A 22,982-nucleotide genomic window follows, 5' to 3' on the forward strand; every position below is an offset into this window, starting at 1 on the left:
TGATACCTTAACATTGATCATGGCTCGGCATGGATATTCGACAACTGCAGTTTCTTATCGCGCTGGATGACACCCGCCACTTTGGCCAGGCGGCTGAACGCTGCCATGTGACTCAACCAACGTTGTCCATGCGCTTGCGCCAACTCGAAGAACAGCTTGGGCTGACCCTGGTACAGCGCGACCAACGCTTTCATGATTTCACCCCTGAAGGCAAGCGCATCCTCGCCTGGGCCCGCAGCCTGATGCGTGCACACGACGGTTTGCTGGCCGAAGCCGCAGCCTGTCGTGGTCAGTTGATCGGTACGCTGCGCCTCGGCATGGTACCCCTTGCGGGGTTCAATCCGGCCCGCCTTTTGGCTTTGTGGCGTCAGGAGTATCCGGAGCTGAGCCTGCAACTGACCACTCTGAGCAGTGAACAGATTCTTGAACAGCTGGCCAGCAACCAGCTCGACCTCGGCCTCGGCTATCTGAATAAAATCGATCCGGCCAGTTTTGCCAGCCTGACGCTGGCGATGCCAACCATGGGCCTGCTCTTCGCTCCGGCCCATGTCAGCCCACCCAGCGATTCACCCAACTGGCAGGAAGTAGCCAGATTGCCCCTTGGCTTGTTGTCCAGTGGCATGCATTTTCGTCAGGCGGTTGAACAAGCCCTGCGCAGCCGAGGTTTGCGCGCAAATCTGGTGATCGAAAGTGATGCCGTCCAGCAATTACTGCACAGCGTGCGTTACGGACTCTGCTGCAGCGTCATCCCTTACGATGCGGATCTGTTGGCAAGCAATCCCGACCTGAACTGGATCGCCATCGCCGAAAGCAGCAACCTGGCGCCCATCGGCTTGTTGATCAGGCGGCAGAAACCCACCAGCGTTATTGCCCAGACGTGTTTCAACGCCGCCAAACCACTGGAAATGGTGCAACCAGACGGGCCATAGACCACCTTGATCAGCCCATCAGCAGCAGCAATTGGACGACGCCCGAGGCAACCCCTAGGCTGATCGGAAGAATCTGCCTGCCAGCGAGTCAGTCATGCCCAGACCCGAACCTGTCCCACCTTTCAGCTACCAGACACTGCACACTCCGGCACAACTGCATGATGCCTGTCTTGCCGATGAAGTCGCCGTGGCGATCAACTACAACGACCTGAATCACGCTGTCATGATGGCCAGCCCTGATGATCTGCACGATTTTGCGATCGGTTTCAGCCTGGGGCAGGGCATTATCGAGCAGCCCTGCGAACTTCTGGATATTACCATCCAGCATGCGGGCGATCACTGCCAGCTCGATCTGGAGCTGAGCAGCCGGCGCCTGTGGCAGCTCAAGCGCCAGCGTCGCCAGCTTGCCGGTACCGCGGGCTGTGGCCTGTGTGGCAACAGCGCGCTGGAACAGGCCCTGCCACAGCTGCAACCCGGGCCAAGCCGCCCCCTGCCCCGACCCGAACATCTGGCCGGGCTGCGCCAGCGACTGGCCGCACGACAAGTCCGCGCTCGGCAATCCGGGGCCATGCATGCGGCCGGGTATATCGACGCCCAGGGCGAGTTGCGCGTGTGTCGGGAAGACATCGGCCGGCACAACGCCCTGGACAAACTCATTGGTGCACTGGCGTTGGCGCGCTTGCCTGCAACCGAGGGTTTCGCCATCGTCACCAGCCGCTGCAGCCTGGAACTGGTGCACAAGGCCGTTCGTGCCGGTTTGCCGACGCTGGTCTCCCTGGCTGCGCCCAGCCAACTCAGCGTACGCTGGGCCAGCGCTCTGGGCCTGAACCTGATTCATCTGTCGCAGCGCGCCGGCCCACGCGTGTATCGAATGGAGCCGGTCTTGTGAGTAAAACACCCCTGTACAAGCCCTACCCTGGCCCAGCCGCTGGCTGGGGCGCGCTGCGCAGCGTGACTCAAGCCTGGATGAACAGTCGCCAACCGTTGAAAAACCTGCGCGCCATGCTGCGCACCAACCAGCATGGCGGCTTTGATTGCCCCGGTTGCGCCTGGGGTGATGACCCCGCCGCCGGCAGAATAAACTTCTGTGAAAACGGCGCCAAGGCGGTCAACTGGGAAGCGACCCGAAGAGCAGTGGATGCCGACTTTTTTGCCCGTTACAGCGTAGAACAATTGCGCGCGCAGTCAGACTACTGGCTGGAATACCAGGGCCGACTGACCCGGCCGATGATTCTTCGCCCGGGTGACAGCCACTACCGACCCATCGAATGGAGTCAGGCCTTCGCGTTGATCGGCAATCAACTACGCCAATTGCCCGATCCACGACGGGCCGAGTTCTATACCTCTGGGCGTGCCAGCAACGAAGCGGCCTTTCTCTATCAACTCATGGTCCGTGCTCTGGGCAGCAACAATTTCCCCGATTGTTCAAATATGTGCCACGAAGCCAGCGGTGTGGCACTGAACCGTCACCTGGGCAACGGTAAAGGCAGCGTGACCCTGGATGATTTCGCTTATGCAGACGCCATTTTTCTGTTCGGTCAGAACCCCGGCAGCAATCATCCGCGCATGCTTGAACCTCTCAGTCAGGCCGTGCGCCGCGGTGCACAGGTGGTCTGCTTCAATCCATTGCGCGAGCGTGGGCTGGAACGTTTCCAGCACCCACAGAGTCCACGTCAGATGCTGGGAAATAACTCAGACCCCACACACAGCGCGTATTTTCGCCCCCACCTGGGTGGCGATCTGGCAGCACTGCGCGGCATGGCCAAGATGCTCTGGCAGTGGGAACAAGAGGCGCAGGCAAATGGCAAGCCAGCCGTATTCGATCATGCGTTCCTGCAAGCCAACAGCCTGGATCTGACACCCTACCTGGCACTTCTCGATGCAACACCCTGGGACACCATTTGCGAGCAATCCGGCCTGACTCTGGCAGAGCTGGAACGGGCAGCACGCATCTATGCCGCATCCGAGCGCGTTATTATTTGCTGGGCCATGGGTATTACCCAGCATCACCACTCGGTGGCCACCATCGGCGAAATCGTCAATTTGCAGCTGTTGCGCGGCAACCTTGGTCGCCCCGGGGCCGGTGTGTGTCCGGTGCGAGGTCACAGCAATGTGCAGGGCGACCGTACCATGGGCATCAATGAGCGCCCGGGCCAAGCCTTCCTTGACGCCCTGGAGCAACACCTTGATTTTCATCCACCGCAGGAACCGGGTCACAACACGGTAACCGCCCTGCAGGCCATGCTCGCGGGAGAAGTCGACGTATTCATCGGCCTCGGCGGTAATTTTGCCCAGGCAACACCGGACAGCCAGCAAGCCCATCAGGCCTTGCGCAACTGCCAACTCACCGTGCAGATCAGCACCAAACTGAATCGCAGTCACCTGACACCGGGGCAAACGGCTCTGATTCTGCCTTGCCTGGGCCGCACCGACATTGATCATCAGGCCAGCGGCGCGCAAGCGGTGACGGTAGAAGATTCATTCAGCATGATCCATGCCTCGTACGGACAACTGCCTCCGCTCTCAACGGAGATGCGCTCGGAGCCGGCCATTATCGCCGGTATCGCACAGGCAGCCCTGGGCAACTGGCCGGTCAACTGGTCTGAGCTGGTGGCCGATTATGACCGGATTCGCGACCTGATCGCTGCCTGCATTCCCGGCTTCACTGACTTCAATCAGCGCCTGCAACCCCCCGGCGGTTTTCATTTACCGAATCCAGTCAACCGGCATCAATGGCAAACCCCCTCCGGTCGTGCCGAATTCAGCCTCCATCCACTACCGGCCAGCCATCTTCCCGCGTCCGTACTCAACAGTGGTCAGCAACCCGAGTTGATTCTGCAAAGCCTGCGCTCGCACGACCAATACAACACCACCATCTATGGTCTGCATGATCGCTATCGCGGCGTCAGCGGGCACCGTCAGGTACTCTTCATCAATGCTCTGGATCGTGAACGTCTCGGCTGGCCACCCGGTGCCAGGGTTGATATCGAGTCACTCTGGGACGACGCAATCGAGCGTCGCGTTCCGGGCTTCAGCCTGATTGATTTCGACATACCGCTCGGGCAGGCGGCGGCATATTACCCGGAAATCAATCCGTTGCTCCCCCTGGCCAGCTACGGCGCTGAGAGCTTCACCCCAACGGCAAAATTTATCGCCATTCGGCTGCGCCCGAATACTGCCAGCAATCCTCCACTGTCTGTGTCAGGTGCTATTATCAATCTATAGCCGCCAGCCAGAGTGAACAGACTCATGACCAAGGTGATCATTGCTGCACTGAGCATTGTTTTTTTCGCCAGTCCGGTCATGGCCGAAGAGCAACAAGACGGTGATGACAGCGATCTTCCGGCCTGGGGTGAAGAACGGGTGGACCGGATGCATGACAGCGTCTCGCGCTGGGTCACCTCGACCTCGCGCAATCTCGATGGTTTTATTTCCCGCGAGTATCCCGACTACGACAACACCTCTTACCTGCGGTTGCGCTACACCTTCGACTGGGAAGAGGCTGAAACCAATGATCACGACCTGAGCGTGCGCTTTCGGCTTGACCTGCCAACCACGGAAGAACGCCTGCGCCTGATTCTTGAAAGTGAACCGGAAGAATCCCGGGGCACACTGGCCGAACAGGGCACCGGCCGTTTGACCGAGCAACAGACCTCGACCAGCAATACCATTCTTGGTCTCAGCCGACTGAGCGGCCGGGACAAGCGCGAACAGTGGAACTTCCGTACCGGTGCCGGGATTCGCTTGCGCCTGCCGCTGGATCCATACGTCCGCGTGAGCGCTGAAAGGCTGTGGGGTGTGGGTAACGGCCCCTGGCAACTCAGCTCGGACAACCGCGCATCCTGGTTCAATAAAGAGGGTTACTCAGCGCGATCACGCTGGGATCTTGGCCGACCGCTGGATGAACGAAGGCACTTCCGTTTCGTAACGACCTTTCAGTGGCAGGAGGATGAAGATACGCTGGAGTTTTCCGAAAGCATCGAGCTGCATCAGAAACTGAGCAATCGCAGCGCCATGCGTTATGCCGCAGTCATGATCGGCAACAGCCTGAGCAACCCACGAATCAATGACTATTACCTCCAGGCGTACTACCGCCGCGACATTCACCGTGATCGCGTGTTTCTCGACCTGATCCCCGAGCTGCAATTTCCCCGCCGAGCCAACTTCGACCCACGCTGGGCGTTCACTATGCGCTTCGAACTGTATTTCCGCGGTCTGATTCAGCGTACCCAGTACCCCTGAACCCGGGCCGGCATAGGCTCTCATGTCCCGCTGGCCCTGATTGCTGGTCAAGCATGCTCTGACATCCTGCATTGACAATAGTTCTCATTATCTATACGTTTAGCAAATGAGATTGATAGCGATAGACTATTCACAATAATTCGCATGCGTCCACAGCGAACGCGCGATCAGTCTCTTGGAGCGTCCCTTTTGCTGAAACCGCGCCCGGCAGAATCAAACAGCGGTTCAGAGCAAACCGGGTCAAGCAGTTACAACTACCCTCAGGAAAACCGAATGAAACACACGATGCATTTCAGTCGCCATAAGGTGGCCGTCGCTATCGCCGCAGCACTTCTCCCATCAGCCCTCATCGCCCAGACCAGTGAACCACTGCGCATGCCCGCCATGGAAGTTATCGGCAGCGATGAAGAGAGCATCCTGCGTCAGACCGGCGCCTTCGTCATCATCGATCGCGAGCAGATCGAACGTATTCAGCCGACTTCCACCGAGGATGTGCTGCGCCGAATTCCCGGCATCCACACCAAGACCGAAGAAGAGTCAGCGGTTGTCAGCAATATCGGCATTCGCGGCCTGTCAGCCAGTGAAGCCAAGTCGCTGGTACTGGAAGATGGCGTACCGGTCGCTCCCGGCCTGTTCATCGGCAATGACCGTTACTACAATCCCCGCATTCAGCGCATGCAAGGCATTGAGGTGCTCAAGGGCTCTTCGTCGCTGCGCTATGGCCCTTCAACCATTGGCGGTGTCGTCAACTACATAACCAAGACACCCGATGACGGGGTTGCCGTATCGGGCCGGGTAGGCTCTTTCAATACCCGCGAAACCACGCTGGAAGCCGGTGGGCGTACTGCATCCGGTGAAGCTTTCGGTGGCCTGGTTGCTACCCACGCGCGCAGCGATGGCTTCATGGACAAGGACTACGAGATGACCGACCTGATGTTCAAGGCCGGTGTTGCCCTGAACGCTGATCAGAGCCTGGGTTTCAAGTTTTCCTGGTACGAAAATGACGCCAACATCTCCTATCGCGGTCTGCTGCTGGACGATTATCGCAGTGGCAAAACCTACAACCCGGCGCCTGACGATTACTATCTCACCGATCGCAAGGCCTTTGACGTCAACCACGAATGGCACCTGAACGATCGTGCAACCCTGCGAACCCTGGCCTACTGGAGTGAAGTGACTCGTGACTATTGGCGCTACAGTGTCGATACCGCAGCATCCAACGCCGCCGGTCGCTGGGTCTATACCGATGACCTGACCGGCAACAACCGGAGTTTTGAGCGCTTTGGTGTCGAGACCCGCCTGACCCTTGATCACGACCTGTTCGGCTGGATCAACCAGGCCGAATTCGGCCTGCGCTTCATGCAGGAAGAGTCGGATGACAAGCGCATTCGTGCCACCCGGGACCAGGACCGTACCGGCATCAATGATCGGCACCGGGTCGACAGCGCCGACAGCATTGCGGCTTACGTCCACAACCGCATCATCGTCAGCGACCGCCTGACTGTGACTCCGGGCCTGCGCGTGGAATCCTATGAACAGAAACGCAAAATTCTGACCCAGAACAGTGCCTCGGAAACCACACGCAACACCGAATTTCTGCCGGGTATCGGTGCTACCTGGCAGCTTACACCCACTGCCCAGCTCTACGGTGGTGTATACCGGGCTTTCTCACCGGCATCCAACGGCGTAGCGCTGGACGGCCTTACCGATCAGAATCTTGATGGTGAGCGTTCAGAGAATTACGAACTGGGTATTCGGGGTGCCACCAGCGACCTGAACTATGAATTGACCGCCTTCTATATGGACTTCCGCAACCAGGTGGTAACCGGCAACAGTGATCCCAACCTGTCACAGTCCAACGCCGGCAAAACAAAACATTACGGCCTGGAAGCGGCCCTGGGCTATGACATCGGTGGTGGTTTCAGCGTTGATACCAACCTGACCTGGGTACCAAAATCCGAGTTCAGTTCAGGAGAATTCAGTGGCAACCGCCTGCCGTACGCGCCAAAGTACCTGGCCAATGCAGCGCTGAACTATACCCGGGGTAAACTGGCAACCGCCTTGACCGCCCATTACCAGAGCGAGCAATACGGTGATCCCAGCAACCGCAAGGATATTCCAGGCAACGCGGCTGGTGGTATCTGGGGTGGTGAAATGTCGTCTTACACCGTGTTCGACCTGACTGCGCAGTACCAGCTGAGCGAGCAATTGCGCCTGCAGGGTGCGGTCAAGAACCTGACTGACAAACGTTATATCACTGGCCTGCGCCAGGGTATTTATGTCGGTCCCGAACGTTCGATGGAAGTGGGCTTCAACTACCGCTTCTGAGCGTGAAACCGCAGTAAAAAAGCCCGCCCTGTGCGGGCTTTTTGCATGGCTGGATCGGGCAAAATTGAGGACAGCAAAGCCGGAAACAGAAAAGCCCGCTCAAGGCGGGCTTTTTTGCGTTTTCAGGGTAGTTTGCACCAACCGGAAAACCGGTGAAATTGGTCGGAGCGACTGGAATCGAACCAGCGACCTTCTCGTCCCGAACGAGACGCGCTACCAGGCTGCGCTACGCTCCGTAGTGGTCGGGCATTTTACCGAATCGACTGATTTACACAAGAGCACAGTGGAAAAATTTGTGTCACTGCGGGCAGTTAGCCTATTTCCAGTGCTCCGGCAGATTGGCATTGAACAGGCGTGGATCATCACCGGGCAGGTCCAGAAATACAGGTTGCTGACGGGACAACCAGCGCCGTGGACTGCGCTCACCCGTCACCCAGGCCGCTTGTAAAGCCGACAAACTCTCACGCGGCAAAACCGCCAGCAGGGGTTGCCATTGTTGGCCGCTACGCACCAGCACCGGATGCTGTGAACGTTGCGCGGCCAGATCCAGCAGGTCTTGCAGCAGCGCCGTGTCCAGATACGGCAAATCACATGGCAGCACCAACAGGTGGCTCCCCCGGCAAGCGTCCAGACCCGCAAGCATCCCGGCCAGGGGGCCCGGAAAATCAGTGTCGGCATCGGCCAGCAACCGATCTGCCCAGGCTTGATACATTGCCTGGTTGCGGTTGCAACTGATCAGCAGCTCGCCAACCAGCGGTCGCAGCAAGCTGCTCAAGTGGGCAGCTACCGGCTGCCCCCGCCAGATCATCAACCCCTTGTCCCGTCCTCCCAGACGCTGGCCGCGCCCTCCGGCGAGAATCAGCCCATCAGGTTGAAAGCTGTGATGCATAGCCATCAGGACCCTCCGTTAAGGCGCTTGCTGTGGTATAAATAGGCATCGTTTGCAACCCACAAGGATGCCTCGGCATGGCTCATTCTGCCAGTGAATTCACTCCGCTCCAGCTAGCGGTACTGACTGTCAGTGATACCCGCAACCTGGATAACGACACCTCCGGCCAGTTACTGGTTGATAATGCAACCGGCGCCGGCCACCAATTATGCGGACGGCAGCTGCTGCCCGATGACATCTATCAGATTCGTGCCTGTGTATCAGCCTGGATAGCCGACCCGGCCGTGCAGGTCGTTCTGATTACCGGTGGCACTGGCTTCACGGGTCGCGACAGCACTCCGGAGGCCATTACTCCGCTGCTGGATAAAACGGTAGATGGTTTTGGAGAGCTGTTTCGTCACCTGTCCTGGCAGGAAATCGGCACCTCAACCCTTCAGTCGAGGGCCCTCGCCGGACTGGCCAATCGTACCCTGATTGTTTGCATGCCGGGCTCAACCGGTGCCTGCCGTACCGCCTGGGAAGGTATTCTGGCCGAGCAGCTGGATAGTCGTACCAGGCCGTGCAATTTTGTTCAGCACCTGTCTGCAGTCGCTGCCTGTGAGACGCGGGGATGATTTTGACTCCAGTATCAGAAGCCCTTCATCAGGTGCTGAATCATGCCAGTCTGCAAGCGGCCAGACCCAGCCTGCAGGTACCGGTGCAGCAAGCATTGGGGCGGATACTGTCAGCTCCCGTGCGCACCCGGATTGATGTGCCTCCCTGGGACAACAGCGCCATGGATGGCTATGCCCTGTGCAGTGCCGACCTGGCGGAAACGGCAACGCTACCCATTGCCCAACGAATCACCGCCGGCTTGTCACCCGCGCCGCTACGCCCTGGTACCTGCGCGCGCATTTTTACCGGCGCACCGATACCCGCAGGTGCCGACGCGGTAGAAATGCAGGAGAACGTCGACATCGACGCTCTCGGCAATGCCCGCTTTCCGCATGCCGTCAGTGCCGGACAAAACATACGGCCACAAGGTCAGGATTTGCAGCAGGGTCAGACCCTGTTTGCTGCTGGCCGGCGCCTGCTGCCCCAAGACCTCGGTGTCATCGCCAGCTGTGGCATCACTACCGTGAGCGTGGCCCAACCCCTGCGTATTGCCGTGGTGTCTACCGGTGATGAATTGCTTGAGCCCGGTGCTCCACTGGCTCCCGGAAAAATATACAACAGCAATCGTTTCACGCTGTTCGGTTTGCTCGCGCATCTGGGTCAGGAAGTCATCGACGGAGGCATTCTCGCTGACAACCCGGAGCTGATACGCACACAACTGACACAGCTGGGCAAAACCTGCGACGTGATCATCAGTACTGGCGGCGTATCGGTTGGCGAAGCCGACTACCTGGGTCAGATTCTGCGTGAAAATGGACAGTTGACCCTGTGGAAGCTGGCTATCAAACCCGGCAAGCCCTTCACCCTTGGACAGATTGCCAACACGCCGGTGCTTGGCCTTCCCGGCAACCCGGCGGCCGTTCTGGTAACTTTTTTGCTGTTGGTCAAACCCTGGCTATTGTGCCGCCTGGGCGCCAGTGACTACCTGCCAACGGCGTTACCCATGCCCGCAGGTTTTGCCTGGAACAAACCGGGCAAGCGCGACGAATATGCCCGTGCGTATCTGCATCAGGGCCGCTTGCAGCTCAGCGGCAACCAGAGCTCAGGCATTCTCAGCAGCGCCAGCCAGGCCAGCGGGCTGGTGATCCTGCCGGCGGGCGATCAGATCAAACCGGGCGATCTGCTCGACTACCTGCCCTTCACCGGACTACTGGGTTAAGCACGCACTGAAGGCCCCGGCATCGTATTTGATCACAATCTTTGCTGGGGTCTGCCGCCCAACCCGTGTAGGGTAAATAGTAAAATTTGCCACTACTATCAAGATAGATCGAATTTTTGCTATCACGTTTTGAACCACAACGGAGGTTACCAGTGAACAACGCCGAACTTCAGGCCCTGAAAGAACGCTACGTTGCCGCCGGGGCTGCCAGCCCCAATAAAAACTTTGCCGCGCAGGCCGAGAACGCCATCATCCATGATGCCGACGGCAATCGTTTTATCGATTTTGCCGGTGGCATTGGCGTGCTGAATATCGGTCACCGCCATCCCAAAGTGGTTGCTGCCGTCAAGGCGCAGCTCGACAAGCTGATGCATACCTGCCAGACCGTCATGCCCTACGAGGGCTACGTCCGGGTCGCTGAAGCCTTGAGCAAGGTCACGCCGGTGCGTGGCCACGCCAAGGTCATGCTGGCCAATTCCGGCGCTGAAGCCCTGGAAAATGCAGTCAAGATCGCCCGTGCTGCAACCGGGCGGACCAACGTCATCTGCTTTGATGGTGGTTACCACGGGCGCACTTTCATGACCATGGCGATGAACGGCAAGGTCAAACCCTACCAGGGTGATTTCGGCCCCATGCCCGGCACCGTATTCCGTGCGCCCTACCCGGTTCCTTACCACGGCGTCGACGAAGAAGAAGCGCTGCGTGGGCTGCGCATGACGCTGCGCACCGATTCCGCACCGGAAAGCACGGCTGCCATCTTCATCGAACCGGTATTGGGTGAAGGCGGCTTCTATGCCGCTTCCCCGAGCTTTCTCAAGGCCGTGCGCGATATTTGCGACGAACACGGGATCCTGATGGTGGTTGATGAAGTCCAAAGCGGCTTTGGCCGTACCGGCAAGATGTTTGCCATCGAGCACAGTGGCGTTGAGCCGGATATGATGACCATGGCCAAGAGCATGGCTGACGGGATGCCGATCTCCGCCATTGTTGGTACCGACAAGCTGATGGATAGCTCCGGACCAAACTCCCTGGGCGGCACCTATACCGGTAGCCCGGTGTCCTGTGCGGCAGTTCTGGCGGTCATGGACGTGTTTGCAACCGAGGACATCCTTGGCAAGTCCCTACGCCTGGGTGACAAACTGGCCAAACGCTTTGCTGACTGGCAGGAACGCTTTCCCTTCGTCGACAACAGTCGCAACCTCGGTGCCATGGCAGCCTTTGAACTGGTCGAAGACAAGCAAAGCCGCAAACCCCGTGCCGATCTGGCTGCAGCAGTCACTGCCAAAGCCAAGGAAAACGGTCTGATTCTGCTCAGCTGTGGCATGCATGGCAACACAATCCGCTTCCTGATGCCGGTCACTATTGAAGAGGACATCCTGGAAGAAGGCCTGGCGATTGTCGAAGCAGCGCTGCAAGGACTGAGCTGAGCTACTGCCCCCACGGCATTGGGTGGCCGCCGACAGCTATCGGCGGCCACTGAATGCTCTGGGCCGCATGCCGGCTCACTCTGAACCAAAAAAGGGCCACCGGATGAAACGCCGGCGGCCCGAATACAACAGAGCGTGGCTGTTGTAGGGGAGCGTTACTCAAGCACTGATGGCAGTCATGCTCTTGTGTTCATTGATCAGGTGCTCAACCACACCAGGATCGGCCAGGGTGGAAATGTCACCCAATCCATCGTATTCGGCGACGGCAATCTTGCGCAGGATGCGACGCATTATCTTGCCTGAGCGGGTTTTAGGCAGTCCCGGAGCCCACTGGATAACATCAGGCGTGGCAATCGGGCCGATTTCGTGACGCACCCACTGGCGCAGTGCCTGACGCAGGGATTCACTGGCCTCTATACCATCATTCAGGGTCACGTAGACGTAGATACCCTGACCTTTCAAGTCATGCGGCATGCCAACAACAGCGGCCTCTGCGACATCCTTGTGTGACACCAGCGCACTCTCCACTTCGGCGGTACCCATACGGTGGCCGGAAACATTGAGCACGTCATCCACGCGTCCTGTAATCCAGTAGTAACCGTCCTCATCCCGCCGCGCCCCATCACCGGTGAAATAAGTGCCCTTGAAGGTGCGGAAGTAGGTATCCACAAAACGCTCGTGATCCCTGAAAATCGAGCGCGCCTGTCCCGGCCAGGAATCCAGCAGCACCAGGTTGCCCTCCGCTGCACCTTGCAGAATATTGCCCTCATTATCGACCAGCGCGGGCTGTACGCCGAAGAACGGGCAAGCGGCTGAACCTGGCTTGAGCGGCGTGGCACCGGGCAATGGTGTCATCAGGGTGGCGCCGGTTTCGGTTTGCCACCAGGTATCGACAATCGGGCAACGTCCCTTGCCGACGGTGTGGTAATACCAATTCCAGGCTTCCGGATTGATCGGTTCGCCCACTGACCCCAGCAGACGCAGGCTGCTGCCATCCGCTCCCGCCATTGCCGCATCACCCATGGCCATCATGGCGCGAATAGCCGTTGGCGCCGTGTAGAGAATATTGATCTTATGGGTATCAATTACCCTGGCCATGCGGGTGACATCCGGATAATTCGGCACCCCCTCGAACATTACCGTGGTACCGCCATTGGCCAGCGGGCCGTAGATGGTATAGGTATGGCCAGTAATCCAACCGATATCAGCGGTACACCAGAAGACTTCGCTATCCTTGTAATCAAATACATACTGGTGGGTCAGCGCAGCATACGTCAGGTAACCGCCGGTGGTGTGCAGGATTCCCTTGGGCTTGCCGGTCGAGCCGGAGGTATAGAGGATGAAGAGTGGGTCTTCACTGTCCATCGGCTCAGGCGGACAGAAATCATCAGCCTCGGCCATCAACTCGGCATAATCACGGTCGCGATGATCGTGCCACGGAATCTCGGCACCGGTATGGCGAACCACAATGACCTTGTCCACAGTCTTGATGTCGGCATGCGTCAGAGCCTCGTCAACGTTTGCCTTGAGTGGCGTTGAACGCCCGCCACGCAGCCCCTCGTCAGCGGTGATAACCACATTGGAACGGCCATCAAGAATGCGTCCGGCCAACGCCTCCGGCGAGAAGCCCGCAAAAACCACTGAGTGAATCGCTCCGATACGCGAGCACGCCAGCATGGCGATAGCCGCTTCCGGTATCATCGGCATGTACAGGGTTACCACATCACCCTGGGCGACACCCTGATGCTTGAGTGCATTGGCAAAACGGCAGACATCGCGGTGCAACTCGCGGTAGGTAATGTGCCTGGCCTGCCCGGGCTCGTCAGCTTCCCAGATAATCGCGGTTTGCTCGCTGCGCTGTTCCAGGTGTCGGTCCAGGCAATTGGCGGAAACGTTCAAATGACCACCGAGGTACCATTTGATCGATACGTTATGGTCATCAAAACTGGTCTGCTTGACCTTTTTGAACGGCCGCATCCAGTCAATCCGCTTGGCCTGCTCGGCCCAGAACTGCTCGGGATCGTCTATCGATGCCTGATACAGGCGCTGGTAGGTATCCTGATCAATCAGGGCATTGCGGGCAAACTCTTCGGGAACCGGATACAGGGTCGCGTTGCTCATGGGGTCACACCTCGGGCTGTCTTTTGTTATGGCCCACAGTCTTGCCGGAGAGACCGATGGGAACCATACGACCAAGGTAGAAAGCCGTTTAGACCTTAGGCTAAGGCGTCACTGCAAACGTGTGGCAATGTTTCAAAATGCTCACCGGCAACACATAGCAAGGCACAACTGCTAGGCTGACATCATTAAAAGCAACCGGGAGAAAAACCATGCAGCAGCCCTTGGCCGAACAGACGCTTGCCAGTCAGGCTGACAAAAGTGGTATGCCAGCAGAAAGTGATCTGGCAATACTGTTGAAGGAAATGCCTGGCTGGAGCCTGCGCCTGATTGATGGCGTTGCCCATCTGGAAAAAGTCTACGCCTTTGCCGACTTCGCCGCCGCGCTGGCCTTTACCAACCGGATCGGGCAGCTCGCCGAAGACGTCGATCACCACCCGGCCATCCTGACCGAGTATGGCAAGGTAACCCTGAGCTGGTGGAGTCATGGACTCGGTGGCGTACACCACAACGACCTGATCATGGCCGCGCGGAGTGACCAGCTTTTAAACGCGGACTGACAGGAAGCGCTGCTGTAACGGCATACTCAGCCTCGATTACCTGAAAACTGCCTGGATAACCCCCGACATCGGCGCCCAAAACATCCAAGTTCGGACATCCGAAACGATCATGGCGAGCGGTGTATATCCGCCCGCCACTTTCCTCATCACTCGCAGCGACGACGTCGCCCGACAACAGCTGTTAATGCGAGCGAAATCGACAGCAAGATCACCATCCACTGCGACAGCGACGGAATCGACGCGATATTATCGCTCAGGAGCTGAATCCCTGGACCACCCGGATCAGTGATGGTCGTGCTGTCAGCGTCGAAGTCGAAGGGTCCACCCTCGGTCAGCGGGAATACGATGCGCGTCTTGTTGCCAACCTGGCTAATGCTCGTAGCAATATTAGCCCAATTCCCTGACGTGTTCTGCTTCCAGTACCCGTTGATCTCGGCATTGAAGGGTACGAACAGCACCACTTCCTCCGTGGCTCCGGGCGTTACGTTGCTGATGGTGAAACTGAACATGCCGTAAGGAAACTGCACTCCTGCTGGTCCATTGACCGGTGCCGGCTCGGCGGAGACATTCACCAGTGGCTTGCTCGCGTCGCTGGTTTCGAGTGTTGCCATCGCAGCGCCAACGGAGGTGTTGAACGACGTCACATGGGCCTGTTGACTGTCCTGAACGCTGTCAGCGTTGCCATCGCCAAAGCCTGTGCCGTCCGGGTCAGGGACGTTGTTCTCTTCACTTGCATCCACGCCGTCGCCATCATTGGCGTACTCGTAGGCGCCGACATCAACCTGCGTGCCGATAACGCGCGAAAAGCCGATACCACGCTGATCGGTCGTCAAGGACACAGCCAAGGCATCATTGCCCGTGTCGATCGCAGCACTGCCAGGGAGCAGCGCATGCGTACGCGTCGGCCCGCCGTTGTTGGCGAGCGCTGCGAGCAGTGGCGTTGCGGCTGATCCGCCGCAAGTATCATCATCGGCGACGGTGTTGTTGTGGGTCATGCTGCCGCCGCAGTTCTCGAAACCGTTGGCCTGCATCGCGAACAAGGTGTTGTTCAGCGTCACTGTGCCAAAGCTTCTCCAGAGGCCTCCACCCGGCCCCGCCAAGGCTGTTGGTTCCGCCACATTCGACGCGTTGTCGGCGATCGTGACATTGGTGCTGGCGAAGCTGCCTCCCATGACAGCACCACCACCGCCTGCACCGCGTGACTGATTGCCACTGAGCGTGACATTGAATGCTGTCGCAGATCCCACGCCTGTTTCCATGCCACCGCCAGCCCCGACGCTGTAGTTACCTTCGATCAGTGAGCGCTCCAGGACCAGGGTGCCGCGATTGACCAGGCCACCACCAGCCGCATTCGAGTGCAAGTCGCGGAGGGTGCTCTCGCGTATCGTCAGACTGCCGTTATTATGGATGCCGCCGCCCGACAAGGTGGACTGACTATTTTCGATCAGGACGCGCTCGAGCAGCAACGTACCGTGGTTAAGGATGGCCCCTCCCCCCTTGAACTGGTCACAGCCGTTACGCACGCCAAGGTCACGCAACACGAGATTGCCGTCTCCCGCTACCCACAGCGGACTGAATCTCGCACCACTTCCTGAACAAGGCTGCCCACCAACGTTGAACAACGCGGCATCACGTTCGATGATTGCGCCATTGCCGTTGATCGTCAGTTGCGAACGGATGCGCGGCAAGCCTCTGAAGTCATCCACGGCCGACGTAAGAACGTAGGTGCTGTCTGTGGCGAGTTCGATGACGTCGGCACCGATTGTTCCGGCCACGCAGTCGCCAACGGATTGATCCGAGCCACTTTCCGCATTCCTGATTGCCTCGATCAGGGAGCATTGACCGTTGGCGGCCACTTCAACTTCTCCGGGTGCAACGGTGATCACCGCCGCATGCGCCGGTAACGCGAACAGGGCCACGCCGAGCGTGGCGAGTGCAAGACCGGTTTTCATGTAAAACCTCTCTCTGGTTCAAGGGGGGGATATGGGTTATGGGGCATGTCGCAGGTACAACCGGCACACCCTTGATCAGATGTGCCTCGGATAGGAACGGGAGGGGATACTGCTTTCTCGTGGCGCCGGTAGGCGACAAGCACATATGCAGTAGTGGCCGCAGACACCAACAAGACCAACTGGACCACATCGACCCAGCCTGTGCCAGCACCAGTCAAGAGTGGCCATGCGCTGACAAGCACCAAGAGTTCGAAACCCAGCAGCACACCACAGATGCTCCGGTACGAAAGACGCCTGCGCACACCCTGATCCGCACGCCCCTTGGCTGTGACCTCGAAGGGGGTATTCGGCGCGACCAGCGCCTTGAACAGTGACATGCAGTACAGCGGGCCAAGGAAGTTGCTCATCACTGCATTCTGGACAATATAGGTCTTGTGCTCAGGCTGAATGAAGAAGGTGCGCTCCCACAGGTGGTTGCCGATCACTCCAATCAGTAGCAAACAGAGCATCCCGACCAGCATCAATGGCCCGACCTCCAACGCCACTCCTGTAATCAGCAGGCCCAGCAACACGGCTTTGCCGAGTACGAAGAAGCCGCCCCACACATAGTAGTTGAGCAGCATGAAACCGAACAATCGGTCCTTCCACGAGTAGTGCCGCCACACCTTTGGGAAATAACGGAACAACAGATCAAGCCCGCCGGAAGCCCATCGACGCTGCTGACCAAGAAAGGCGTCCCAGGTCGCGGGCAACTCACCAACCGCGATCACCTCGTCGACGTAGATACCACGCAAGCCGAGGGCTCGCAGTCGCATCATCATCAGGTAATCCTCGGTCAGATGCACCGGATAGAAACCGCCCAGCGCATCAAAAGCGCTGCGACGGAAAGTAGTATGAGCGCCAACGATGACGGTCATACCCAGACCGAAGTAGCTGCGATGGACCAAGCCGAAGAAGGTATCACGCTCCAGACTGGCCGCGCGGGTGATGAAATTGTCATCGCGGTTGCGGAATACCTCAGGCCCCTGCACATAGGCCACATCCGGGTCACCGAAAAACGGAAGAACGGAACGGTAGAAATCCGGCTCGGGGATGTGATCCAGATCCATGAAAGTGATCAGGTCATAGCTTTCCGCCCGCGTTGCATCCAGCCAGGCGTTGATGTTCCCGCCCTTCTGCCGGGCCTGGAAAGTGCGGAAGCTGCGCCCGGACGGCACGTCGTTGTAGCGTTCGACCCCGTTGCGCGTGAAATGGAAGAAGCGAACGTCGCGATCGTGGTAACGGCGATTGAACTCCGCGACCAGCTTGCGCACTCGCGGGTCGTCCTCTTCGTCCAGCACCCAGTGGTCAAGGGCATTGTCGCCAGCCGACACCGCGGCCATGCCGGCCAGTTTCTGTTCGAGCAAGCCGAACTCCCGGCTTGGCACGATAGTGGTCGCCATCGCGATGCGCAGGCCCGTGGGCAGCTCTGTCCGGGTCGCTATCGCACGCCGCATCGCGAGCACGCGATAGACGTAGAGCGCCTGCCACAGCACCGCCAAAGTGCAGGTCATCACGATGATCGCAAACACCACGCTCGGGCTGAAAAAGCGCGGCAAGAGCATGCCCATCAAGGTCACTGCAAGCCACAGCATCCCTGCGAGCAACCCGACCTGCAGAATAATGAACAACACACGACGACTGGCGCCAACGACCGGGACCAAACGATAGGATGGAGGTGCGGCAGCCCCACAAGAATGAGTATCCGAGCCACTCGATTGAGAGCCGGAAGGGCTGGCATCACTCACATTCAATGTCATCAACTCCCTGTACAGTGACCACAGTCTGGTATTCATTCCAGGCAATTCGCAGCCCCAGGATTACCTCTGGTTCAGGCATTTAAAGACTAAACCACATAAACCGCGAGCCGTCCAGACTGATGACCTATGCGGGCGCCGGCTATAAGCAGCAAGTCGGAACCCTCCAGTTTCAGGTTTTACTTGCCGTTTGCCGCTAAGGATAGCGCTTCACGCGCCCCTTACTTCACCTCCACCGCCAGGCTCTCGGCAATTTTCTTCTGCCAGATCGCCGGACCCGTGATGTGCGCGGATTCACCCGTGCTGTCAACCGCGACAGTCACCGGCATATCTTCCACCTCAAACTCGTAGATAGCTTCCATACCCAGCTCCGGGAAAGCCACTACATCGGCTTTCTTGATTGCCTGGGCGACCAGGTAAGCAGCACCGCCCACTGCCATCAAATAGACAGCCTTGTGATCCTTGATCGCCTCAATGGCGATCGGACCACGTTCGGCCTTGCCGATCATTCCAAGCAGACCGGTCTGCTCCAGAATCGGACGGGTAAACTTGTCCATGCGCGTGGCAGTGGTCGGGCCGGCCGGTCCGACCACCTCTTCACGTACCGGATCTACCGGGCCTACGTAGTAGATAAAGCGGCCCTTCAGATCTACCGGAAGCTCTTCACCCTTGTTTAGCATGTCGACCATACGCTTGTGCGCAGCATCGCGGCCAGTCAGCATCTTGCCGGACAGCAGCACAGTTTCACCACTCTTCCAGGTCTGTACTTCTTCCGGGGTCAGGGTATCCATATTGGCGCGGCGAACACCGGTGCCGACTTCCCAGGTGATATCCGGGTAGGCATCCATCGGCGGTGCCTGCAGTTCCGCAGGACCACTGCCGTCGAGCACAAAATGCGCATGGCGGGTTGCCGCGCAATTCGGGATCATGCACACCGGCAGACTGGCCGCATGCGTCGGATAATCCTTGATCTTGATATCCAGCACCGTGGTCAGGCCACCCAGACCTTGCGCACCGATACCCAGGGCATTGACCTTGTCCATGATTTCCAGGCGCAGCTCCTCGACCCGGTTCTGCGGACCGCGTGCACGCAACTCATGGATATCGATGGAATCCATCAAGGATTCCTTGGCCAGCACGGCGGCTTTCTCGGCGGTACCACCGATACCGATGCCCAGCATACCCGGCGGACACCAGCCAGCACCCATGGTCGGCACGGTTTTGAGCACCCAGTCAACAATCGAGTCGGACGGATTGAGCATGACCATTTTCGATTTGTTCTCGGAGCCGCCACCCTTGGCCGCCACATCAAACTCGATGCCGTCGCCCGGCACTACCTGGTAGTGAATCACCGCCGGGGTGTTGTCCTTGGTGTTGGTCCGCTTGCCCGCCGGATCAGCCAGAATGGAGGCACGCAACACATTATCCGGATGGTTGTAGGCCTGACGGACGCCTTCATTGATCATGTCGTCCAGGCTCATGGTCGCGCCATCCCACTGCACGTTCATGCCGACACGGGCGAACACGGTCACAATACCGGTATCCTGGCAGATCGGCCGGTGCCCGGTGGCACACATGCGTGAGTTGATCAGAATCTGTGCCATGGCATCGCGTGCCGCCTGTGATTCTTCACGTTCGTAGGCTTCATGCACAGCCTGAATGAAATCCACCGGATGATAGTAGGAAATGTACTGCAGCGCCTCGGCTACACTCTGGATCACATCATCTTGTTTGATAACAGCCATGCTGAAACAGACTCCTCTGGTTAGTGGCAAGCAACCAATACAACCGCTGCGGCCAGGGCAATATCGGTGACGCCGCGCGTAACCGATTTTTCAGTACTTTAATGTGGCAAAGTGTGCACTGGTTCACAGACACAACCCACCAAATCACGGATAATGGGCGGCTGAATAACGCCCGGAAAATCAGGCCCGCATTATACCCAAGCTGGCCCACCTTCAAACCCGCATTTATGCGCGCTCGACCAAAGGCTAGGCAACAGAGTCAATTCGAGTTAAATTGACGTCAAAATGCCATCATCGGGAAGAGGGCATCACGTGACAGACACGGATACCGCTACACAAGCCAAATTTCAGCGCCTGCGCCTGCAGCGCTTTCTTATGGCCCAGCTTAATTACCTTATTACCTATGTGGTTATCATTACCACCTGGTTGTTCGGTGAGTATCACGGCACTGAATTGCAGGCCCTGAGTCACATATTGATCGGTTTCGGCACCCAGGCGGTTTTTCTCTGGCTGTTGATCAGCAACCTTAATCTGAAATTCCGCGACCCCAGCATGACGGTGGCACAAATCGTCGTCGCCACGCTGTTGCTGACCTATATGCTGGTCTACGTGGGTGAGTTGCGTGGCAGCATGACCACTGTATACGCCATCATCCTGCTGTTTGGCGTGTTCCAGCTCAGCCGCCGGGCCTTTGTTGTCTGCTCCGGCTTTGCCCTCGCCTGCTTTGGCAGTCTGATTATTCTGGAACCTATGCTGCTGCCGGAGCCGGCACCCGTCAACCGCATGCTGCTGCAATGGTTCCTGCTCGCATGCTTTCTCGCCTGGGTGTCAATGTTCTGCAGCTACATCCGCGATTTGCGTGAACGCCTGCAAATGCGCCACAACACCCTTCAGGTGCATCAGGAAACCCTGAAAGGCATGATGGGACAACTGGAAAGCCTGGCGACCACTGACGGCCTGACCGGACTACTGAACCGCCGCACGTTTTACCAGGAAGCCGACCGTCGACTGACCCTGCTGACTCCGGGAAAAACTGCCGGGCTGGCAGTCATCGACCTTGATCACTTCAAGCAGGTCAACGACACCTACGGGCATGACGTCGGTGACAAGGTGCTGAAAAGTTTTGCCCAGATAGCCCGTGAAAGCCTGCGCGAAGATGACCTGCTGGCCCGGTTCGGTGGCGAAGAATTCATCCTGCTGATTCACCATGCCGACGTCGACCTGCTCAATCAATGCGTTGAACGCATTCGTCAGCGCTTTGCGCAGACACGATTTGCCGGTTTACCAGAAGACTATCGCTGCACTCTGTCAGCCGGCTTGAGTCTGCTCGGCCCAGGTGACAGGCTGGATGAACGCATTCGTCAGGCAGACCAGGCTCTCTACGCGGCCAAGGCAGCCGGACGCAATTGCAGCCAGATCAGCGACGCGGCCTATGCCTGAGATCAAGCTCGCAGACCGACAGATCAGTCTGCCGCCTGGCAGCAACCTGCTCGATGGTTTGCTGGCTGCCGGCGCTCAGGTTCCTTATTCATGCCGCTCCGGGCACTGCCAGACCTGCCTGCTGCAAAATCACCAGGCGCTGGCAGATGATGACCCGGCCTGCTGCAACTTGAGCCCTGAACAACGCGCAGCTGGCTGGCTACTGGCTTGTCAGTGCCAGGTTACCCAGGACCTCGATTTGCACCCCTTCGACCCGCGCCACAGTGCCGTACCCGCACTGATCACCGGTCAAACCCGTTTGGCGGATGATGTGCTGGAACTGCGTCTGCGCCCCCGCGGGCTGTTACGCTACTTCGCTGGCCAGCACGCCACCCTGTGGCTGGATGAACATCTGGGGCGCAGCTACTCGATTGCCAGTCTGCCCGATCAGGGCGAACTGCATTTTCATGTACGTCTTTATCCACATGGGGCTTTTTCGCAACGTATTCAGCGCATGGATAATGGCCAGACAATCTATCTCTCGAATGTGGCAGGGAATTGCCACTATGACCCCGATTGGCATGATCGCCCACTGTTGCTCCTGGCCCGGGGCACAGCGGTCGGCATGCTCCAGGCAATCGCCCGGGATGCCCTGAAACAGGGGCACTCGGCCGGCATCACACTGATTGTCTGGCAACGTAGCGAAGACTCCGGCTACTGGCAGCAGAGCTTGCAGAGCTGGGCAAACCAGCACCCCACTGTCACCTATCTGACCACCACGGATGCTGAAGGCGATCGGCTGTTACGACGAAGAGGGCTTGTCGCCCGCAACACGATGGCGCTAGTCTGCGGCAGTCCGGCTTTCGTCGAGCGTCAGCGCAAACCCTTGTTCATGAACGGGCTGGCGCGCCGACAGATACTCGACGAAGCTTTTCTCGGCAGCCAGACAGCTGCCGTTGACCCGAACCATGGATAACCTCGCATGACCGAACACCTGCTGACCGAGCGTCAGGATGGCGTACTGACCCTGACCCTGAACCGTCCCGACAAGAAGAACGCCCTGACCCGTGATATGTACAGCGGCCTGGCCGATGCCATTGCCAGCGCCCAGGACGACAAGGCCATTCGCGCCGTGATCATTCGTGGCAGCGACAGCTGCTTTACCAGCGGCAACGACGTCAGTGACTTTATCAATACACCATCCAGCGGGCCCGACAGCCCGGTTTACCGCTTCCTCAAAGCCATCTGTCACGCCGAAAAGCCCTTGATTGCTGCCGTCAATGGCCCAGCTGTCGGGGTGGGCACTACCTTGCTGCTGCATTGTGACCTGGTCTATGTGGCTGACAATGCACGCCTGAAAATGCCCTTCGTAAACCTTGGTCTGTGTCCGGAGGCAGGCTCCAGCTTCCTGCTGCCACGCTTGCTCGGCCACCTGCGTGCTGCTGAACTGCTTTTGCTCGGTGAAGAAGTCAGCGGCCAGCGCGCTACCGAGATCGGTCTGGCCAATCAGGCCCTTCCCGCGGGCGACGCTGTGTACCAGGCCGCACTGGCCAGTGCCCAGCGCATTGCCAGCCTGCCGCCGGGCTCGATCAAATTGAGCAAGCAACTGATCAAGGCGGGCGTCAGTCGCCAGGCCGATGAGGTCATGAGCATTGAAGGGGAGCATTTCGCCCGCCTGCTGCAAGGTGCGGAAGCGCGCGAGGCATTAACGGCCTTTATGGAAAAACGCCAACCGGTGTTTGCCGATCACTAACCCCGGGGCCA

At 58.5% G+C, this 22,982-nt stretch carries 17 protein-coding genes and 1 tRNA gene; 12 read left to right on the top strand and 6 right to left on the bottom strand.

Features of this window, described 5'->3' with window-relative positions:
- Window positions 1-29 precede the first annotated feature (29 nt).
- The 5 genes from BLU07_RS09100 (at window position 30) to BLU07_RS09120 (ending at window position 7,499) form a co-directional block, all read left to right on the top strand.
- Window positions 30-929 carry a LysR family transcriptional regulator gene (locus BLU07_RS09100; RefSeq protein ID WP_092386213.1) on the top strand — a complete coding sequence of 300 codons (900 nt, stop codon included), beginning with the start codon at window positions 30-32 and terminating at the stop codon, window positions 927-929.
- 94 nt (window positions 930-1,023) lie between these two features.
- Window positions 1,024-1,818: a formate dehydrogenase accessory sulfurtransferase FdhD gene (gene fdhD, locus BLU07_RS09105; protein WP_092386215.1), complete on the top strand. Its 795-nt coding sequence runs from the start codon at window positions 1,024-1,026 to the stop codon at window positions 1,816-1,818.
- Window positions 1,815-4,154 (top strand): FdhF/YdeP family oxidoreductase, encoded by a 2,340-nt coding sequence (locus tag BLU07_RS09110; protein WP_231701617.1) that lies wholly within the window; start codon window positions 1,815-1,817, stop codon window positions 4,152-4,154. Before fdhD ends, BLU07_RS09110 begins: the two co-directional genes overlap by 4 nt.
- 24 nt (window positions 4,155-4,178) lie before the next feature.
- A complete protein-coding gene (locus BLU07_RS09115) occupies window positions 4,179-5,171 on the top strand; it encodes a hypothetical protein (RefSeq protein WP_092386217.1) in 993 nt (330 codons plus the stop codon).
- Window positions 5,172-5,444: 273 nt separating this feature from the next.
- Window positions 5,445-7,499 carry a TonB-dependent receptor family protein gene (locus BLU07_RS09120; protein WP_197674990.1) on the top strand — a complete coding sequence of 685 codons (2,055 nt, stop codon included), beginning with the start codon at window positions 5,445-5,447 and terminating at the stop codon, window positions 7,497-7,499.
- 159 nt (window positions 7,500-7,658) lie between these two features.
- On the opposite strand, the gene BLU07_RS09125 is transcribed toward BLU07_RS09120, so the two are convergent.
- A tRNA-Pro gene (locus BLU07_RS09125) sits at window positions 7,659-7,735 on the bottom strand.
- A gap of 80 nt (window positions 7,736-7,815) precedes the next feature.
- The gene (gene mobA / locus BLU07_RS09130) at window positions 7,816-8,394 is read right to left on the bottom strand and encodes a molybdenum cofactor guanylyltransferase MobA (protein WP_092386219.1); all 579 of its coding nucleotides are present in this window, start codon (window positions 8,392-8,394) and stop codon (window positions 7,816-7,818) included.
- A 71-nt stretch (window positions 8,395-8,465) separates the two neighbouring features.
- On the opposite strand from mobA, the gene moaB reads away from it, so the two are divergent.
- From moaB to gabT, 3 genes are all read left to right on the top strand, one after another.
- Window positions 8,466-9,002 (top strand): molybdenum cofactor biosynthesis protein B, encoded by a 537-nt coding sequence (gene moaB, locus BLU07_RS09135; protein ID WP_092386221.1) that lies wholly within the window; start codon window positions 8,466-8,468, stop codon window positions 9,000-9,002.
- Window positions 8,999-10,201 (top strand): molybdopterin molybdotransferase MoeA, encoded by a 1,203-nt coding sequence (locus BLU07_RS09140; protein ID WP_092386223.1) that lies wholly within the window; start codon window positions 8,999-9,001, stop codon window positions 10,199-10,201. Before moaB ends, BLU07_RS09140 begins: the two co-directional genes overlap by 4 nt.
- Window positions 10,202-10,353: 152 nt before the next feature.
- A complete protein-coding gene (gene gabT, locus BLU07_RS09145) occupies window positions 10,354-11,628 on the top strand; it encodes a 4-aminobutyrate--2-oxoglutarate transaminase (RefSeq protein WP_092386225.1) in 1,275 nt (424 codons plus the stop codon).
- A 159-nt stretch (window positions 11,629-11,787) separates the two neighbouring features.
- Here gabT and acs read toward each other — a convergent pair whose 3' ends face one another.
- Window positions 11,788-13,749, bottom strand: coding sequence for an acetate--CoA ligase (gene acs / locus BLU07_RS09150; RefSeq protein ID WP_092386227.1), 1,962 nt, complete (start codon window positions 13,747-13,749; stop codon window positions 11,788-11,790).
- Window positions 13,750-13,958: 209 nt separating this feature from the next.
- On the opposite strand from acs, the gene BLU07_RS09155 reads away from it, so the two are divergent.
- Window positions 13,959-14,306: a 4a-hydroxytetrahydrobiopterin dehydratase gene (locus BLU07_RS09155; protein ID WP_092386229.1), complete on the top strand. Its 348-nt coding sequence runs from the start codon at window positions 13,959-13,961 to the stop codon at window positions 14,304-14,306.
- Between the two features lie 146 nt (window positions 14,307-14,452).
- Here BLU07_RS09155 and BLU07_RS09160 read toward each other — a convergent pair whose 3' ends face one another.
- The 3 genes from BLU07_RS09160 to BLU07_RS09170 all read right to left on the bottom strand — a co-directional run bounded on the left by BLU07_RS09160 (window position 14,453) and on the right by BLU07_RS09170 (window position 19,799).
- Window positions 14,453-16,258 (bottom strand): IPTL-CTERM sorting domain-containing protein, encoded by a 1,806-nt coding sequence (locus tag BLU07_RS09160; protein WP_092386231.1) that lies wholly within the window; start codon window positions 16,256-16,258, stop codon window positions 14,453-14,455.
- The gene (locus BLU07_RS09165) at window positions 16,255-18,057 is read right to left on the bottom strand and encodes a glycosyltransferase family 2 protein (protein ID WP_157719162.1); all 1,803 of its coding nucleotides are present in this window, start codon (window positions 18,055-18,057) and stop codon (window positions 16,255-16,257) included. Before BLU07_RS09165 ends, BLU07_RS09160 begins: the two co-directional genes overlap by 4 nt.
- A gap of 218 nt (window positions 18,058-18,275) precedes the next feature.
- Window positions 18,276-19,799 (bottom strand): fumarate hydratase, encoded by a 1,524-nt coding sequence (locus BLU07_RS09170; protein WP_092386235.1) that lies wholly within the window; start codon window positions 19,797-19,799, stop codon window positions 18,276-18,278.
- Between the two features lie 312 nt (window positions 19,800-20,111).
- On the opposite strand from BLU07_RS09170, the gene BLU07_RS09175 reads away from it, so the two are divergent.
- The 3 genes from BLU07_RS09175 to BLU07_RS09185 are packed head-to-tail and all read left to right on the top strand — an operon-like array spanning window position 20,112 to window position 22,971.
- The gene (locus BLU07_RS09175) at window positions 20,112-21,239 is read left to right on the top strand and encodes a GGDEF domain-containing protein (protein ID WP_157719163.1); all 1,128 of its coding nucleotides are present in this window, start codon (window positions 20,112-20,114) and stop codon (window positions 21,237-21,239) included.
- The gene (locus BLU07_RS09180; RefSeq protein ID WP_172830109.1) at window positions 21,232-22,194 is read left to right on the top strand and encodes a 2Fe-2S iron-sulfur cluster-binding protein; all 963 of its coding nucleotides are present in this window, start codon (window positions 21,232-21,234) and stop codon (window positions 22,192-22,194) included. The genes BLU07_RS09175 and BLU07_RS09180 overlap by 8 nt, the downstream gene beginning before the upstream one ends.
- A gap of 6 nt (window positions 22,195-22,200) precedes the next feature.
- Window positions 22,201-22,971: an enoyl-CoA hydratase gene (locus BLU07_RS09185; protein ID WP_092386241.1), complete on the top strand. Its 771-nt coding sequence runs from the start codon at window positions 22,201-22,203 to the stop codon at window positions 22,969-22,971.
- Window positions 22,972-22,982 lie beyond the last annotated feature (11 nt).

The sequence above is a fragment of the Halopseudomonas salegens genome (assembly GCF_900105655.1).
In the GTDB taxonomy this organism is placed as follows: domain Bacteria; phylum Pseudomonadota; class Gammaproteobacteria; order Pseudomonadales; family Pseudomonadaceae; genus Halopseudomonas; species Halopseudomonas salegens.

Bases quoted from the DNA above. Each gene is read 5' to 3' on its own strand.
- BLU07_RS09120 (WP_197674990.1), top strand. From the start codon at position 5,445: ATGAAACACACGATGCATTTCAGTCGCCATAAGGTGGCCGTCGCTATC.
- moaB (WP_092386221.1), top strand. From the start codon at position 8,466: ATGGCTCATTCTGCCAGTGAATTCACTCCGCTCCAGCTAGCGGTACTG.
- fdhD (WP_092386215.1), top strand. From the start codon at position 1,024: ATGCCCAGACCCGAACCTGTCCCACCTTTCAGCTACCAGACACTGCAC.
- mobA (WP_092386219.1), bottom strand. From the start codon at position 8,394: ATGGCTATGCATCACAGCTTTCAACCTGATGGGCTGATTCTCGCCGGA.
- BLU07_RS09115 (WP_092386217.1), top strand. From the start codon at position 4,179: ATGACCAAGGTGATCATTGCTGCACTGAGCATTGTTTTTTTCGCCAGT.
- BLU07_RS09170 (WP_092386235.1), bottom strand. From the start codon at position 19,799: ATGGCTGTTATCAAACAAGATGATGTGATCCAGAGTGTAGCCGAGGCG.
- BLU07_RS09100 (WP_092386213.1), top strand. From the start codon at position 30: ATGGATATTCGACAACTGCAGTTTCTTATCGCGCTGGATGACACCCGC.
- BLU07_RS09165 (WP_157719162.1), bottom strand. From the start codon at position 18,057: ATGACATTGAATGTGAGTGATGCCAGCCCTTCCGGCTCTCAATCGAGT.
- BLU07_RS09140 (WP_092386223.1), top strand. From the start codon at position 8,999: ATGATTTTGACTCCAGTATCAGAAGCCCTTCATCAGGTGCTGAATCAT.
- BLU07_RS09160 (WP_092386231.1), bottom strand. From the start codon at position 16,258: ATGAAAACCGGTCTTGCACTCGCCACGCTCGGCGTGGCCCTGTTCGCG.
- BLU07_RS09180 (WP_172830109.1), top strand. From the start codon at position 21,232: ATGCCTGAGATCAAGCTCGCAGACCGACAGATCAGTCTGCCGCCTGGC.
- BLU07_RS09155 (WP_092386229.1), top strand. From the start codon at position 13,959: ATGCAGCAGCCCTTGGCCGAACAGACGCTTGCCAGTCAGGCTGACAAA.
- acs (WP_092386227.1), bottom strand. From the start codon at position 13,749: ATGAGCAACGCGACCCTGTATCCGGTTCCCGAAGAGTTTGCCCGCAAT.
- BLU07_RS09185 (WP_092386241.1), top strand. From the start codon at position 22,201: ATGACCGAACACCTGCTGACCGAGCGTCAGGATGGCGTACTGACCCTG.